The 13,684-nt window shown below is 72.3% G+C and carries 11 protein-coding genes; 9 read left to right on the forward strand and 2 right to left on the reverse strand.

Annotated features, from left to right (window positions below; translation table 11 throughout):
* Positions 1–242 precede the first annotated feature (242 nt).
* Together ACZ7L1_RS03100 and ACZ7L1_RS03105 are read left to right on the forward strand one after the other, a co-directional pair.
* A complete protein-coding gene (locus ACZ7L1_RS03100; RefSeq protein ID WP_471433712.1) occupies positions 243–1,286 on the forward strand; it encodes a C40 family peptidase in 1,044 nt (347 codons plus the stop codon).
* Positions 1,287–1,350: 64 nt separating this feature from the next.
* Entirely contained in the window at positions 1,351–2,547 is a 1,197-nt protein-coding gene (locus tag ACZ7L1_RS03105; RefSeq protein ID WP_471433713.1) for a hypothetical protein, read from the forward strand.
* A 42-nt stretch (positions 2,548–2,589) separates the two neighbouring features.
* On the opposite strand, the gene ACZ7L1_RS03110 is transcribed toward ACZ7L1_RS03105, so the two are convergent.
* Positions 2,590–3,819, reverse strand: coding sequence for a glycosyltransferase 87 family protein (locus ACZ7L1_RS03110; RefSeq protein ID WP_471433714.1), 1,230 nt, complete (start codon positions 3,817–3,819; stop codon positions 2,590–2,592).
* A 147-nt stretch (positions 3,820–3,966) separates the two neighbouring features.
* On the opposite strand from ACZ7L1_RS03110, the gene ACZ7L1_RS03115 reads away from it, so the two are divergent.
* Together ACZ7L1_RS03115 and ACZ7L1_RS03120 are read left to right on the forward strand one after the other, a co-directional pair.
* Positions 3,967–5,109, forward strand: coding sequence for a glycosyltransferase family 4 protein (locus ACZ7L1_RS03115; RefSeq protein WP_471433715.1), 1,143 nt, complete (start codon positions 3,967–3,969; stop codon positions 5,107–5,109).
* A 309-nt stretch (positions 5,110–5,418) separates the two neighbouring features.
* Entirely contained in the window at positions 5,419–7,041 is a 1,623-nt protein-coding gene (locus ACZ7L1_RS03120; protein ID WP_471433716.1) for a GMC oxidoreductase, read from the forward strand.
* A gap of 24 nt (positions 7,042–7,065) precedes the next feature.
* Here the strand turns inward: ACZ7L1_RS03120 and ACZ7L1_RS03125 are convergent, their stop codons facing one another.
* On the reverse strand, positions 7,066–8,862 hold the full coding sequence (locus ACZ7L1_RS03125) for an AMP-dependent synthetase/ligase (protein ID WP_471433717.1): 1,797 nt from the start codon (positions 8,860–8,862) through the stop codon (positions 7,066–7,068).
* Positions 8,863–9,168: 306 nt separating this feature from the next.
* Here ACZ7L1_RS03125 and ACZ7L1_RS03130 point away from each other — a divergent pair, with 306 nt between their 5' ends.
* From ACZ7L1_RS03130 to ACZ7L1_RS03150, 5 genes are all read left to right on the forward strand, one after another.
* On the forward strand, positions 9,169–9,966 hold the full coding sequence (locus ACZ7L1_RS03130) for a metallophosphoesterase family protein (protein WP_471433718.1): 798 nt from the start codon (positions 9,169–9,171) through the stop codon (positions 9,964–9,966).
* A 161-nt stretch (positions 9,967–10,127) separates the two neighbouring features.
* Entirely contained in the window at positions 10,128–10,571 is a 444-nt protein-coding gene (locus tag ACZ7L1_RS03135; RefSeq protein WP_200416974.1) for an SRPBCC family protein, read from the forward strand.
* A 112-nt stretch (positions 10,572–10,683) separates the two neighbouring features.
* Complete coding sequence (locus tag ACZ7L1_RS03140) at positions 10,684–11,853, forward strand: ArsA family ATPase (RefSeq protein ID WP_471433719.1); 1,170 nt, start codon at positions 10,684–10,686, stop codon at positions 11,851–11,853.
* Between the two features lie 89 nt (positions 11,854–11,942).
* Positions 11,943–12,425 carry a DUF5304 domain-containing protein gene (locus ACZ7L1_RS03145; RefSeq protein ID WP_471433720.1) on the forward strand — a complete coding sequence of 161 codons (483 nt, stop codon included), beginning with the start codon at positions 11,943–11,945 and terminating at the stop codon, positions 12,423–12,425.
* Between the two features lie 126 nt (positions 12,426–12,551).
* Positions 12,552–13,505 (forward strand): ROK family glucokinase, encoded by a 954-nt coding sequence (locus ACZ7L1_RS03150; RefSeq protein ID WP_388562681.1) that lies wholly within the window; start codon positions 12,552–12,554, stop codon positions 13,503–13,505.
* The last annotated feature ends 179 nt before the right edge of the window (positions 13,506–13,684 follow it).

A 13,684-nucleotide genomic window follows, 5' to 3' on the forward strand; every position in this document is an offset into this window, starting at 1 on the left:
CGGTTCCGAGTCCGACCCGGTTACCCGGTTCCTCGAACCGCACGACACCACACCGCCCGAACGAGCGAATTCCAGCGACTCCCGCTGACTCCACGTCCCGCCGATGACCTGCGTCAGCGGCGGGGCGTCGCTCTGTCGGCCCCTCGAGGTCTTTGGACCCGCGGTGATCACCCCGCTACTGTCTGCCGCGTTTCCCCCGCCGCCCGGCGGGGGGTTCGTCAGCGGAAGGAGAGCGACCGGTCGTGGGGTCCCATCGCCGCCTTGCACCGTCCGGCATGCGCCAGGGCGCCAGTGCCGCGGAGTCCAACCGAGCCCTGAAGAGGGCAGCCGCCGTACTGTCCGCCGCAGCGGCGGCCGCGGCGACACTGGGCGCCGTACCGGCGAACGCCGCGCCACGCGACACCCGGGCCACGGTGGACCGGCTGTACCGGGAGGCGGAGCAGGCCACCGAGGCCTACAACAAGGCCGGGGAACGCGCCGACGCGCTGCGTCGGGACGTCGACCGGGCACAGGACCGCGTCGCCCGGCAGCAGGACCGCGTCAACAGCATGCGGGACGCGCTCGGTGCGCTCGCCGGGGCCCAGTACCGCTCCGGCGGACTCGCCTCCTCCCTCGCGCTGCTGCTGTCGGACGACCCCGGCGAATACCTCGACAAGGCGGCCGCGCTGGACCGGATCGGCGCCCGCCAGGCCGGGCAGCTCAAGGAACTCCAGGGAGCGCTGCGCCGGTTGGCCCGGGAACGCGCGGTCGTGGCCGGTGAGCTCGCCCAGTTGGAGAAGAGCCGTGAGGCGGTCGCGCAGCACAAGAAGGCCGTGGAGCGGAAGCTCGTCGCGGCACAGCGACTGCTGAACTCCCTGCCGACCGAGGAGCGCACCGCCTACCAGCGGGCCTCCCGCTCCGCCGGCGAGGTGCCCGGCCTCACCCCGGTCGCGGTGCCCGACTCCCGCGCGGCGGCGGCCGTCGCAGCTGCCCGTTCGGCGCTCGGCCGCCCGTATGTGTGGGGCGCCAACGGGCCGGGCGGCTTCGACTGTTCGGGCCTCATGCAGTGGGCGTACGCGCGGGCGGGCGTCGGACTGCCGCGCACCTCGCAGGAGCAACGGTACGCCGGCCGCCAGGTGCCGCTGTCCCAGGCCCAGCCCGGAGACCTGGTGGTCTACCGCTCCGACGCCAGCCATGTGGCGATGTACGTCGGCAACGGCCAGGTCATCCACGCACCCCACCCGGGTGCGGCGGTGCGCTACGACCCGGTCGGCATGATGCCGATCGCCTCGGTCACCAGGCCCTGAAGGCACCGGTCCGCGGCCGAAACCGGCGCGCGAGTGGCGCACGAGCGCCGCGTACGATCGGACGGTGGCTGATCGTGGGCGTGCGTCGGGGATCGTGGCCTGCTGTGTCCTGCTGCTGGCGGGGCTCGTCGGCTGCGGCGGCGCCGTCCCCGCCGGGAACGCGACGGCCGCCGTGCGGCAGCTGCTCGACCGGCGGGCGACGGCTGTCCTGGACGGCGACCGCTCAGCGTTCCTCGCGACCCAGACCCGCACCGCAGGCGCCGCCGGGTTCGACAACCTGCGCGCCGTGCCGCTGGCCGCCTGGTCGTACCGGCTCACCGCCGTTCACCTGACCGGTGACCGCGCCACCGCCGACGCCGAACTGCGCTACCGCGTCAGGGGATACGACCGGGCGCCGGTCACCGCCGCCCGGTCACTGCGGCTGACCCGCACCGGCGGACGCTGGTACGTCAGCTTCGAGGAGCCCGCGCGGAAGGCCGCCCGGCAACTGTGGGACCAGGGCGCCGTCGAGGCGGTTCGAGGCGTGCACAGCCTCGTGCTCGGCGTCGGGCAACCCCGGGAGGCGCTGCGGGAGTACGCGCGCCTCGCGGACCGGGCGGTGCCCGCCGTCACCGAGGCGTGGGGGACCGGCTGGCCGGGCCGGGTCGTGGTGCTCGTACCGAAGTCGCTGGAGGGCATGGCGGCGCTGCTCGGCGCGCCGGCGTCCGGGTACCGGGGGATAGCCGCGGTCACCACCGGTGAGGTAGGCGGGAGCGGGACGGCGCCCGCGGACCGGATCACCGTCAACCCGGACGCCTACGCCATCCTCGGCGACCTCGGCAAACAGGTCGTCCTCACCCACGAGACCACCCATGTCGCCACCCGCCGCCACACCACGGCGGCCACACCCCTGTGGCTCTCCGAGGGGTACGCCGACTGGGTCGCCTACCGCCGCACCGGCCGGACCCCCGCCCAGGTGGCACCCGAACTCGAGCGCGCCGTCGGGCTCGGCACCGCCCCGTCCACGCTGCCGCAGGACTCCGACTTCGCCTTCTCCGGGGACGCGGGCAAACTGGCGCAGGCCTACGAAAGCGGCTGGATGGCCTGCCGGATGATCGCCGACCGCTGGGGCGAGGCCCGGCTGAACGACTTCTACCGGGCGGTCGGCGACCACGCGAAGCGTGAGGGATCTCTCGAGACGGCCCTCGCAAGGGTGCTCGGCACGACCCCGGAGAAGTTCACGCAGCAGTGGCGGGCGTATCTGAGGTCCCAACTCGGCTGAGGCCGCGGTCGGTTCGGTCCGGCGTCGAGCAGGGGACGTCTCTCAGGAACGCGTCAGCGTCTCCTGGGTGCGGGCGGTCTGAGACGGCACCGTCGCGGTCGGGGGGGAGACCGTGGTGCGCCACAGGGCCCTGGCCGCGGTCAGAGCGGCGAGCAGCAGCAGACCGTTGCGCGTGGTGAGGAGGGTGACGCCCAGCCGGTCGCTCGCCACGACGTTCGCGAAGTACACGGGGAACTCCAGGACCGTGGCGAGGCAGGCGGCCAGCACCAGCCCGGCGGGCAGGAGCATCCGGCTGCCGGGGAAGCACAGGCAGACGGCCGCGAGCCCGACCAGCCAGACCATGTACTGCGGGCTGATCACCCGGCTGGTGAGCGTGAACAGCAGCACCGCCACGAAGGCCGCGTCCGCGAGCGCGTGCGGCGGCAGGTGGCGCACGCTCACCCGCCACAGCAGCAGCCAGCCGAACGCGATCACGGTCAGGAAGAGGGCCGCCGCGCTGACCCAGTCGACGTAGGGGCCGAGGAACTCCACCGAGCCGTAGTTGAGCATCACCCGGCCCGCCCAGCCGTGGTGCCGGGCCACGTGGAACACCAGCGAGCCCAGCGACTCCACCTCGGTGCCGCGGTCGCGCTGGGCGGTCAGGAAGGAGAAGGCGCCGGGCATCGCCACGGCGCACAGCAGGGCGAGAGCGCCCGCCGTCGCCGCCGCCGAGACCCAGGCCCGGCGCCTGCCGGCGCCCACCAGCAGCAGCGCCGGCCACACCTTCAGCAGCGCGCCGAACGCCGCGAGCGCTCCCATCAGCCGTGGGCGGCGCGTCCCGGCCAGCAGCGCGGCGACCGCCACGGCCGTCACCATCAGGTCGTAGCGGGCGTACACCGTCGGGCCGAGCAGCGGAACCCCGACCACCCACACCCAGGCGCCGCGCAGGGACTTGCCGCGCCTCAGGCCCGCGTACAGCAGAAGACCGAAACCCGCCAGGTCGGCTACGCAGGCGAGCACGAAGAACGCCTGCGCGTACTGCAGGAAGGGCAGCAGCGCGGGGGACAGGATCGCGAGCGCCGCGGCCGGCGGGTACTGCCAGGTGACGTCGCCCTGGGGGAACCTGCCGGTGCGCAAGGTCTCGTACCAGCCCTGGTAGATCACCGAGACGTCGCTGGTGACGTCCGGTCCGGGGAAGACCCACACCTCGAAGACGAAGAGCAGCAGGACGAGTCTCGTCAGCAGCCAGGTGGCGAGCAGCAGCCAGACCGGAATGCGCCGTGCGCCCGCCATGTACACCTTCAGTCCCCGTCCTCACATGTCCGGTATCGCTGTCGTCGAGGAGCCATGATCTCGCGTCGAGCCGGGCGGGGGGCGGCAAACGCGGCCGTACGGCGCTGTGAGTACGGTCGCACAACCGGTTCGGTACTGTCGACGACGATGCACAAGACGCTCATCGTGACCAACGACTTTCCGCCGCGCCCCGGCGGCATCCAGGCGTTCCTGCACAACATGGCGCTCCGCCTGGACCCCGACCGGCTGGTCGTCTACGCCTCCACCTGGAAGCGCGGCCGGGAGGGCGCCGAGGCGACGGCTGCCTTCGACGCCGAGCAGCCCTTCACCGTCGTACGGGACCGGACGACGATGCTGCTGCCGACACCGGCCGCGACCCGGCGGGCGGTGGGGCTGCTGCGGGAGCACGGCTGCACCTCGGTGTGGTTCGGGGCGGCGGCACCGCTCGGCCTGATGGCACCGGCGCTGCGGCGCGCCGGGGCGCGGCGGCTGGTCGCCACCACACACGGCCACGAAGCGGGCTGGGCCCAACTGCCCGCCGCGCGCACGCTGTTGCGTCGCGTCGGTCAGTCCACGGACACGATCACCTACCTCGGCGAGTACACCCGCTCCCGCATCGCCACCGCGCTCACCCCTCAGGCGGTGGGGCGGATGGTGCAGCTGCCGCCGGGCGTCGACGAGAAGACCTTCCACCCCGGCTCGGGCGGCGACGAGGTCCGCGCCCGCCTGGGGCTCACGGACCGCCCGGTGGTGGTCTGCGTCTCCCGCCTGGTCCGGCGCAAGGGCCAGGACACCCTGATCCGGGCGCTGCCGCGCATCCTCGCCAAGGAGCCGGAGACGGTCCTGCTGATCGTCGGGGGCGGACCCTACGAGAGGGACCTGCGCACGCTCGCCCAGGACACCGGGGTCGCCGACGCGGTCCGCTTCACCGGCGCCGTCCCCTGGTCCCAGCTGCCCGCGCACTACGGGGCGGGCGACGTCTTCGCGATGCCGTGCCGCACCCGCAGGGGCGGCCTGGATGTGGAGGGTCTCGGCATCGTCTACCTGGAGGCCTCCGCGACGGGTCTCCCGGTGGTGGCCGGCGACTCGGGCGGCGCCCCGGACGCGGTCCTGGACGGCGAGACGGGATGGGTGGTGCGGGGCGGCTCGCAGGAGGAGACGGCGGACCGCGTCACCACCCTCCTGGGAGACCCGGAGCTGCGCCGCAGGATGGGGGAGCGGGGCAGGCGGTGGGTCGAGGAGAAGTGGCGCTGGGACCTGCTGGCGGAAAGGCTCCGGGAACTTCTGTGAGGGGGGCGCGTGCGCCCCTCCAGGGGCGCGGGGAACTGCGCGACAAGCCACGGACGACCCGCATCCGCCCGACGGCCGAACGCGGCACCCCGGAAGGCGCCCGAACCCCCTGGTGCTGTGGCCGGAAAGGTTCACCGGCTCGCGACGTCCGGCACGGCACCTCGCCGCGTTGTCGCATCGCCCGAGTACATCCGGTACGCGGGCGACGCTCCGCCGTGCGATGCACCGCACCGGACGCCGCGAGCTTTCCGGCAAACCTTTCCGGCCACAGCACTAGCCGGAACCTGAAAATCCACCGATGCTGCGCCCATGACAACGAACCTGACACGCCGTCAGATCCTGGGCGTCGCAGCCCTCCAAACGGCAGCCGCACTGGGCTTCACTCGCATCGACCTGCAGTCGGCAAACGCTGCAGAGCCCGACGCAGTCGAATCCGCCCCGGCGATCGTCATCGGCTCCGGCTACGGCGGCGCCGTAGCCGCCCTCCGCCTCGGCCAGGCCGGCATCCGCACCCTCGTCCTGGAGATGGGCCGCCTGTGGAACACCCCCGGCCCCGACGGCACGGTGTTCTGCTCCACCAGCGCCCCGGACCGCAGGTCCATGTGGTTCCGCACCCGCACCGAGGCCCCGCTGGCCACCTTCCTCTGGCTGGACGTCGTCAACCGGGACATCAGCCCCTACCCCGGCGTCCTCGACCGCGTGCACTTCGACGCGATGTCCGTGTACGTGGGCCGCGGCGTCGGCGGCGGCTCCCTCGTCAACGGCGGCATGGCGGTCACACCCGTCCAGTCGTACTTCAGCGAGCAGTTCCCCACCGTCGACGCCACCGAGATGTACGGCACCTACTTCCCGCGCGCCCGCGCCATGCTCGGCGTCAACACGATCGATCCCGCCTGGTTCGAGTCGACCGAGTGGTACCGGTTCGCCCGCACCTCCCGGAAGGCCGCCGCGAACGCCGGCCTGAGGACCACCTTCGTGCCCAACGTCTACGACTTCGCCTACATGCGGCGCGAGGCGGCCGGCACCGCCACCCGGTCCGCACTCGCCGGCGAGGTCATCTACGGCAACAACCACGGCAAACGCAGCCTCGACAAGACCTACCTCGCCTCCGCGCTCGGCAGCGGCAACGTGACCATCAACACCCTGGAGCGGGTCAGGGAGATCCGAAGAGCCGTCGACGGCACCTTCGTACTGACCGCCGACCGGATCGACGTGACCGGCGCGGTCGTCGAGACCAAGCAGTACGGGTGCACGTACCTCTTCCTCGCGGCCGGCAGCGTCGGCACCACCGAACTCCTGGTCCGCGCGCGGGAGACGGGCACCCTACCCGCGCTCGACGCGAGCGTCGGCACCGGCTGGGGCCCCAACGGCAACGTGATGCTCGGTCGCGCCAACCACGTCTGGGACACGGTCGGTGCCGACGAGTCCACCATCCCCGTGATGGGCATCGACGACTGGGCCAACGCCGACAGTCCCGTCTTCGCCGAGATCGCCCCGCTGCCGACGGGGCTTGAGCACTGGGTCAGCCTCTATCTTGCGATCACCAAGAACCCCGAGCGGGCCGCGTTCTCCTACGACCCCTCGACCGACGGCGTGAAACTCGGCTGGACCGCCGCGCAGAGCGCCGTCTCGGTGAGCATGGCCAAGAAGCTCTTCGACCGGATCAACGCGGCCAACTCGACCATCTACCGGTACGACCTCTTCGGCTCCGGCAGCAAGGTCTTCGCCGACGACTTCACGTACCACCCGCTCGGCGGCTGTGTGCTGGGCAGGGCGACCGACGACCACGGCCGGGTGAAGGGCTGCTCCAGGCTGTACGTCACCGACGGCTCCCTGGTGCCGGGCAACCTCGGCGTCAACCCGTTCCTCACCATCACCGCACTCGCGGAACGCACCATGGCGCGGGTCCTCGCCGAGGACACCGCGCCATGACGTGAGATGCGGGAGAGGGCCTGACTACTTCCGGTACAGGGCCTCGATCTCCTCGGCGTAGTCCCTCGCCACCACGTTCCGCTTGAGCTTCAGGGACGGCGTGAGGTGGCCCGACTCCTCGGTGAACTGGGAGGAGAGAATGCGGAACTTCCGCACCGATTCCGCCTTCGACACCGCGGCGTTGCCGTCGTCGACCGCGTCCTGGATCGCGGCGAGCAGATCCGGGTCGTCACACAGCGACGCCGCGGTGGAACCCGCCGGCTTGCCGTGCTCGGCCGCCCAGCGGGTGAGGAACTCCTCGTCGATCGTGATCAGCGCACCCACGAACGGCCGCCCGTCGCCCACCACCATGCACTCCGCGACCAGCGCGTGCGCCCGGATACGGTCCTCGATCACGGCCGGGGCCACGTTCTTGCCGCCCGCCGTGACGATGATCTCCTTCTTGCGGCCGGTGATCCTGAGGTAGCCGTCCTCGTCGAGGGTGCCGATGTCACCGGTGTGGAACCAGCCGTCGGCCAGCGCCTCCGCGGTCGCGGCCTCGTTGTTCCAGTAGCCCTTGAACAGGTGCTCGCCGTGCAGCAGCACCTCGCCGTCGTCCGCGATGCGGATCACGGAACCCGGCAGCGGCTGGCCGACCGTACCGATCTTCTGCCGGTCCCACGGGTTGAACGCCGTCGCAGCACAGGACTCGGTCAGGCCGTAGCCCTCCAGGACCGTGAAGCCGATGCCGCGGAAGAAGTGGCCCAGGCGCTCGCCCAGCGGGGCGCCGCCCGAGATGGCGTACTCGCCCCGGCCGCCCAGCACCGCGCGGAGCTTGCTGTAGACGAGCTTGTCGAACGCCTTGTGCTTGATCTTCAGGCCGAGGGACGGACCGGACGGCGCGTCCAGCGCCTTGCTGTAGGCGATCGCCGCGTCCGCCGCCTTGTCGAAGATCTTCCCCTTGCCGTCCGCCTGTGCCTTGGCGCGCGCAGAGTTGTAGACCTTCTCGAACACGCGCGGTACGCCGAGGACCAACGTCGGCCGGAACGCGGCCAGTTCGTCGGTGAGGTTCTTGATGTCCGGGACGCAACCCAGCTTGATCGGCGCCATCATCGGCGCGATCTGCACCAGACGCCCGAAGACGTGCGCGAGCGGCAGGAAGAGCAGCACCGAGCACTCGCCGGTACGGAACAGGGGGCGCAGCCGCTCCACGACGTTCCCGCACTCGGCGAAGAAGTTGCGGTGGGTCAGCACACAGCCCTTGGGGCGCCCGGTGGTGCCGCTGGTGTAGACGATCGTCGCCGGATCGTCGGCCTTGGCGAGGGAGCTGCGTTCCTCGACCGCCGTGTCGCTGACGTCCCGGCCGACACGGCCCAGCTCCTCCACGGCCCCGGCCTCGATCTGCCAGACGTGCTTGAGCGCGGGCAGCTTCTCGCGCACCGTCTCGACGGCCGCGGCGTGCGCGTCCTGCTCCACGATGCAGGCGGTCGCGCCCGAGTCGCTGAGGATCCACTGCACCTGTTCCGGCGAGCTGGTCTCGTACACCGGCACGGTGACCCCGCCCGCGCTCCAGATCGCGAAGTCCAGCAGGGTCCACTCGTAGCGGGTCCGCGACATCAGGCCCACCCGGTCGCCCGGCTGCACTCCGGAGGCGATCAGGCCCTTCGCCGCGGCCTGCACCTCGGCGAGGAAGGCGGCGGCGGTGACGTCCTGCCAGGCGCCCGCCACCTTGCGGGCGATGACGGCGACGTCCGGATGCTGCGCGGCGTTTCTGCGGACGATGTCGGTCAGGTTTCCGTCCGCAGGGACCTCGTACAAAGCCGGAAGGCTGAACTCGCGCAAGACTGCTGCTCCTCACAGGGCGCCGACGCCACGACTCTGTGTGCTGCGACGGTGCGGTCCAAGGCTCGGTCAGGTGCTCAGGATTCCTCCGGGATTCACTGGTTGAAACCCTGAGCACGACTGGACTGCCCGGACGTTACCCGCCGGTATGGCTTCTCCGACAGGGGGTCCCGACGAGATGTTCCGTGCGTCACACGTGTTGGCGTTCCTCGGCGCACAGTAGTCCACCCCTTGACTTACCGGCCAGTAACCGCAGGTTCCGCCGCCACTGTTCACGTCTGCCTCACAGCCTTACGCTTGATCGTCATGGCACCCACATCGGGCGGTAACACCAGGACGCGTGTCCACGTGGTCAGCGACGTGCACGGCAACGTGCGCGACCTGGCCAAAGCCGGCGAGAGTGCGGACGCCTTGATCTGTCTGGGCGACCTCATCCTCTTCCTCGACTACGCCGACCACTCGCGCGGGATATTCGCCGACCTGTTCGGCACGGAGAACGCCGACCGGCTGGTGGAACTGCGCACCGCCCGCCGCTACGAGGAGGCGCGCGCGTTCGGCGCCGGGCTGTGGGCCGGGGTGGGCATGGACCGGGCCGCCGTGATCGAGAAGGCGGTGCGTCGGCAGTACGCCGAGCTGTTCGCCGCGTTCCCCACCCCGACGTACGCCACCTACGGAAATGTCGACATGCCGCCCCTGTGGCCCGAGTACGCGGGCGACGGCACCCGGGTGCTGGACGGCGAACGCGTGGAGATCGGCGGCTGGACCTTCGGCTTCGTCGGCGGCGGCCTGCGCACCCCCATGCGGACCCCGTACGAGATCAGCGACGAGGAGTACGCCGCCAAGATCGAGGCGGTGGGGGAGGTGGACGTGCTGTGCACCCACATCCCGCCGGAGGTTCCCGAGCTGGTCTACGACACGGTGGCGCGCCGCTTCGAGCGCGGCAGCCGGGCCCTGCTCGACGCCATCCGCCGCACCCGGCCGCGGTACTCCCTGTTCGGCCACGTCCACCAGCCGCTGGTGCGCCGGATGCGGATCGGGGCGACGGAGTGCGTGAACGTGGGGCACTTCGCGGGGAGCGGGAGGCCCTGGGTACTGGAGTGGTGAGCGGCCCGCGGGGCGGCGCCCCGGCTCTGAGACGTCCCCGCCGGCCCAAGCCCCGGTGGGGTGGTAGCGGCGCCGCGCGTGCGCGGTAGCCTTCACGCTGCACACACGTGCGCACGGCGCACACCCTCCCTCACCGGACCGCATCTGGAGGAGCCACGGCGATGGCGGAACACACCAGCTCGAGCATCACGATCGAGGCGGCTCCGGCCGACGTCATGCGGGTGATCGCCGACTTCGCGCGCTACCCGGACTGGACGGGCGAGGTGAAGGAGGCGGAGGTCCTCTCCACCGACGAGCAGGGCCGTGCCGAGCAGGTGCGCCTCGTCATGGACGCCGGCGCCATCAAGGACGACCAGACGCTCGCGTACACCTGGACGGGCGACAGCGAGGTCTCCTGGACCCTCGTCAAGTCGCAGATGCTGCGCTCCCTGGACGGCTCGTACCTGCTCAAGCCGGCCGGTGCGGGCGCCACCGAGGTGACCTACCGGCTGACCGTCGATGTCAAGATCCCGATGCTCGGCATGATCAAGCGCAAGGCGGAGAAGGTCATCACCGACCGCGCGCTGGCCGGGCTGAAGAAGCGGGTGGAGTCGGGGGAGAAGTAGCCGCCTTCGAGTCGCGGGAGAGGTGACGTGCGGCCGGGGGACAGGTGACGGCCACGGCACGCGCCGGGTGCTGTCGCGTCGCGGCGGTACCTCTCCGTTACCGTTCACGGTCATGCGCACCATCCTGATCACCGGCCCCGGCGGCTCCGGCCGGACCACCGTCGCCGCGGCCACCGCGCTGAACGCCGCCCGTCGGGGCAGCCGCACCCTCGTGCTCAGCGCCGACCGCACCGACACCCTCGGTGCCGTACTCGGCGTCCCCACCGGCGCCCGCCCCGTCGAGGCCGCACCCGGTCTCACCGCCTGGCGCCCGGACGCCGCCGCCCGCTTCCGCGACGGCCTCGTGGCCTTCCAGGACCGCGCGGCCACCGCGCTCGACCTCCTCGGCGCCGTCCCGCTGGACGCGGAGGAGGTCACCCCCCTGCCCGGCGCCGAGGAACTCGCCCTGCTGCGTGCCCTGCGCGACGCCGCGCTCTCCGAGTCCTACGACCTCCTCGTCGTCGACCTGCCCCCCGCTCCGCAGGCGCTCGTCCTGCTCGCCCTGCCCGAGGAACTCCGCCGCTATCTGCGCCGGCTGCTCCCACCGGAGCGGCAGGCCGCGCGCGCCCTGCGCCCCGTCCTCGGCCGTCTCGCGGGCGTGCCGATGCCCGCCGAGTGGCTGTACGAGACCAGCGCCCGCTGGGACGTCGAACTGGCCGCCGTGGAGGCGGTACTCGCCGACCGCGGCACCAGCGTGTGGCTGGTCGCCGAACCGGGCCCGGCCGCCGCCGACGCGGTCCGTACCGCCGGTACCGGCCTGGCCCTGCGCACCCTGCGCCCCGAGACCCTGGTCGCGAACCGCGTCGTGCCCGACGGCGGCCACGACGCCTGGCTCGCTCAGCTCGCCGCCCAGCAGCGCAAGACCCTTCAGGAGTGGCAGGGCGCCTACGCCGTGCACGGCGTCCCGCACCTCGGCCACGACCCGCGCGGCGCCGACGACCTCGCCGCGCTCGCACTCCCGGACGTCAATCCGGCGCCTTCCCCGGCCGAGTGGCCCGTTGAGGACCGGCTCGCCGAGGACGGAGTGCTCGTGTGGCACATTCCGCTGCCCGGCGCGATACGCGAGGAACTGGACCTCGTCCGGCGCGGCGACGAGATCGTGGTGACCGCGGGGCCGTTCCGCCGCATCGTTCCCCTTCCGTCGGCGCTGCGCCGCTGCACCGTGGCCGGGGCGGCGCTGCGCGAGGGCGAGCTGCGCATCCGCTTCGCACCGGATCCGGAGCTGTGGCCGCGCACCTCGTAGGGGCGGTGCGCGGCCCCGGCCTCGTCTGATGAAGCACGTACCCCCGTTCGGGTAACGTCGGTAGTACGAACCGCAGTCAGGAGTCCGCCATGAGCGAAGAGCGCCCCTACTCCGACGCCGCTCAGGAGGAGGCCGAGGAAGTGCGGGTGACCGACGCCGACGCCTGGGCGACAGCATGCGCCGAGGACCTCGCCGCGGAGAAGGCCCGCCGCCGGGCCCGGTACGGCCCGCCGCCCGGCTCGGCCACCGAGGAGCTGAAGAAGCTCGTCGACGCCGTCGCGGACAAGTTGTCCGGGCTGCAGGCGCCGCTGCTCGGCGCGGCGGCCTCGGGCACGGCCCAGCAGATGGTCCGCCAGGTCGTGCAGCAGGCCAAGGCGGCGGTGGAGCCGGTCATCGAGCGCAACCCGGACGTCTTCGACCACCTCGCGACGGCCGGCTCCGAGCTGCTCGCGGCCTACCGCTCCGCGGTCGAGGCCCAGGAGCGGCGCTGGACCAACCGCACGTCCGGCGACGTGGACCCCCGCCGACAGGACGGGGACGAGGGCCCCGGCGAGCACATCGACCTCGACTAGAGCTGTGTCCGGCGGGGGAGAGCCGTCAGAGGCCGGGGTCCGGGGGCCGGAGGGAGCCGCCCGACGCCCTTACGGCCCCTCGGGTACGGTGGGCCGTAGCGGGGCTCGACCGAAACTGAGGGATTCATGGGACTCACCATCGGCGTCGACATCGGCGGCACGAAGATCGCGGCCGGTGTGGTCGACGAGGAAGGCAACATCCTCTCGACCCACAAGGTGCCGACTCCGGGCACGCCCGAGGCCATCGTGGACGCCATTGCCGCTGCCGTCGAGGGCGCCCGTGCCGGACACGAGATCGTCGGCGTGGGGATCGGTGCTGCCGGATACGTCAACCGTCAGCGCTCGACGGTCTACTTCGCGCCGAACATCGACTGGCGCCAGGAGCCGCTGAAGGAGAAGGTCGAGGCCCGCGTGGGCCTCCCGGTGGTCGTCGAGAACGACGCGAACGCGGCCGCGTGGGGCGAGTACAAGTTCGGCGCGGGCAAGGGCCACCGCAACGTCATCTGCATCACGCTCGGCACCGGCCTCGGCGGCGGCATCATCATCGGCAACAAGCTGCGCCGCGGGCACTTCGGCGTCGCCGCCGAGTTCGGCCACATCCGGATGGTTCCGGACGGGCTGCTGTGCGGCTGCGGGTCGCAGGGCTGCTGGGAGCAGTACGCTTCGGGCCGCGCACTGGTCCGTTACGCCAAGCAGCGCGCGAACGCGACGCCCGAGAACGCGGAGCTGCTGCTGTCGCTGGGCGACGGCACCCCCGACGGCATCGAGGGCAAGCACATCTCGATGGCCGCGCGTCAGGGCGACCCGGTGGCGGTGGACTCCTACCGCGAGCTGGCCCGCTGGGCCGGCGCGGGCCTCGCCGACCTGGCGTCGCTCTTCGACCCCTCGGCGTTCATCGTCGGCGGCGGCCTCTCCGACGAGGGCGAACTGGTCCTGGACCCGATCCGCAAGTCCTACAAGCGCTGGCTGGTGGGCGGCAACTGGCGCCCGGTCGCCGACGTGATCGCGGCCCAGCTGGGCAACAAGGCGGGCCTGGTGGGCGCGGCGGACCTGGCCCGGGAGCCCGACCCGATCATGTGACACCGTTCCACGCACGGCAGCGCCCGCCGCGCCCCCAGGGGCCCGGCGGGCGCCGCCGTTCCGGCCGGACCCGGCGGGTTCCCCGGGGCCCGGGGTGGGTTCCCCGGGACCGGACCGGTAAGGGCGGCGGGGGCGAGCAACCCCTGCGGGGCCGCAGCCGGGCGACGCGTATCTTGATC

Source organism: Streptomyces sp. NPDC107546 (assembly GCF_055639175.1).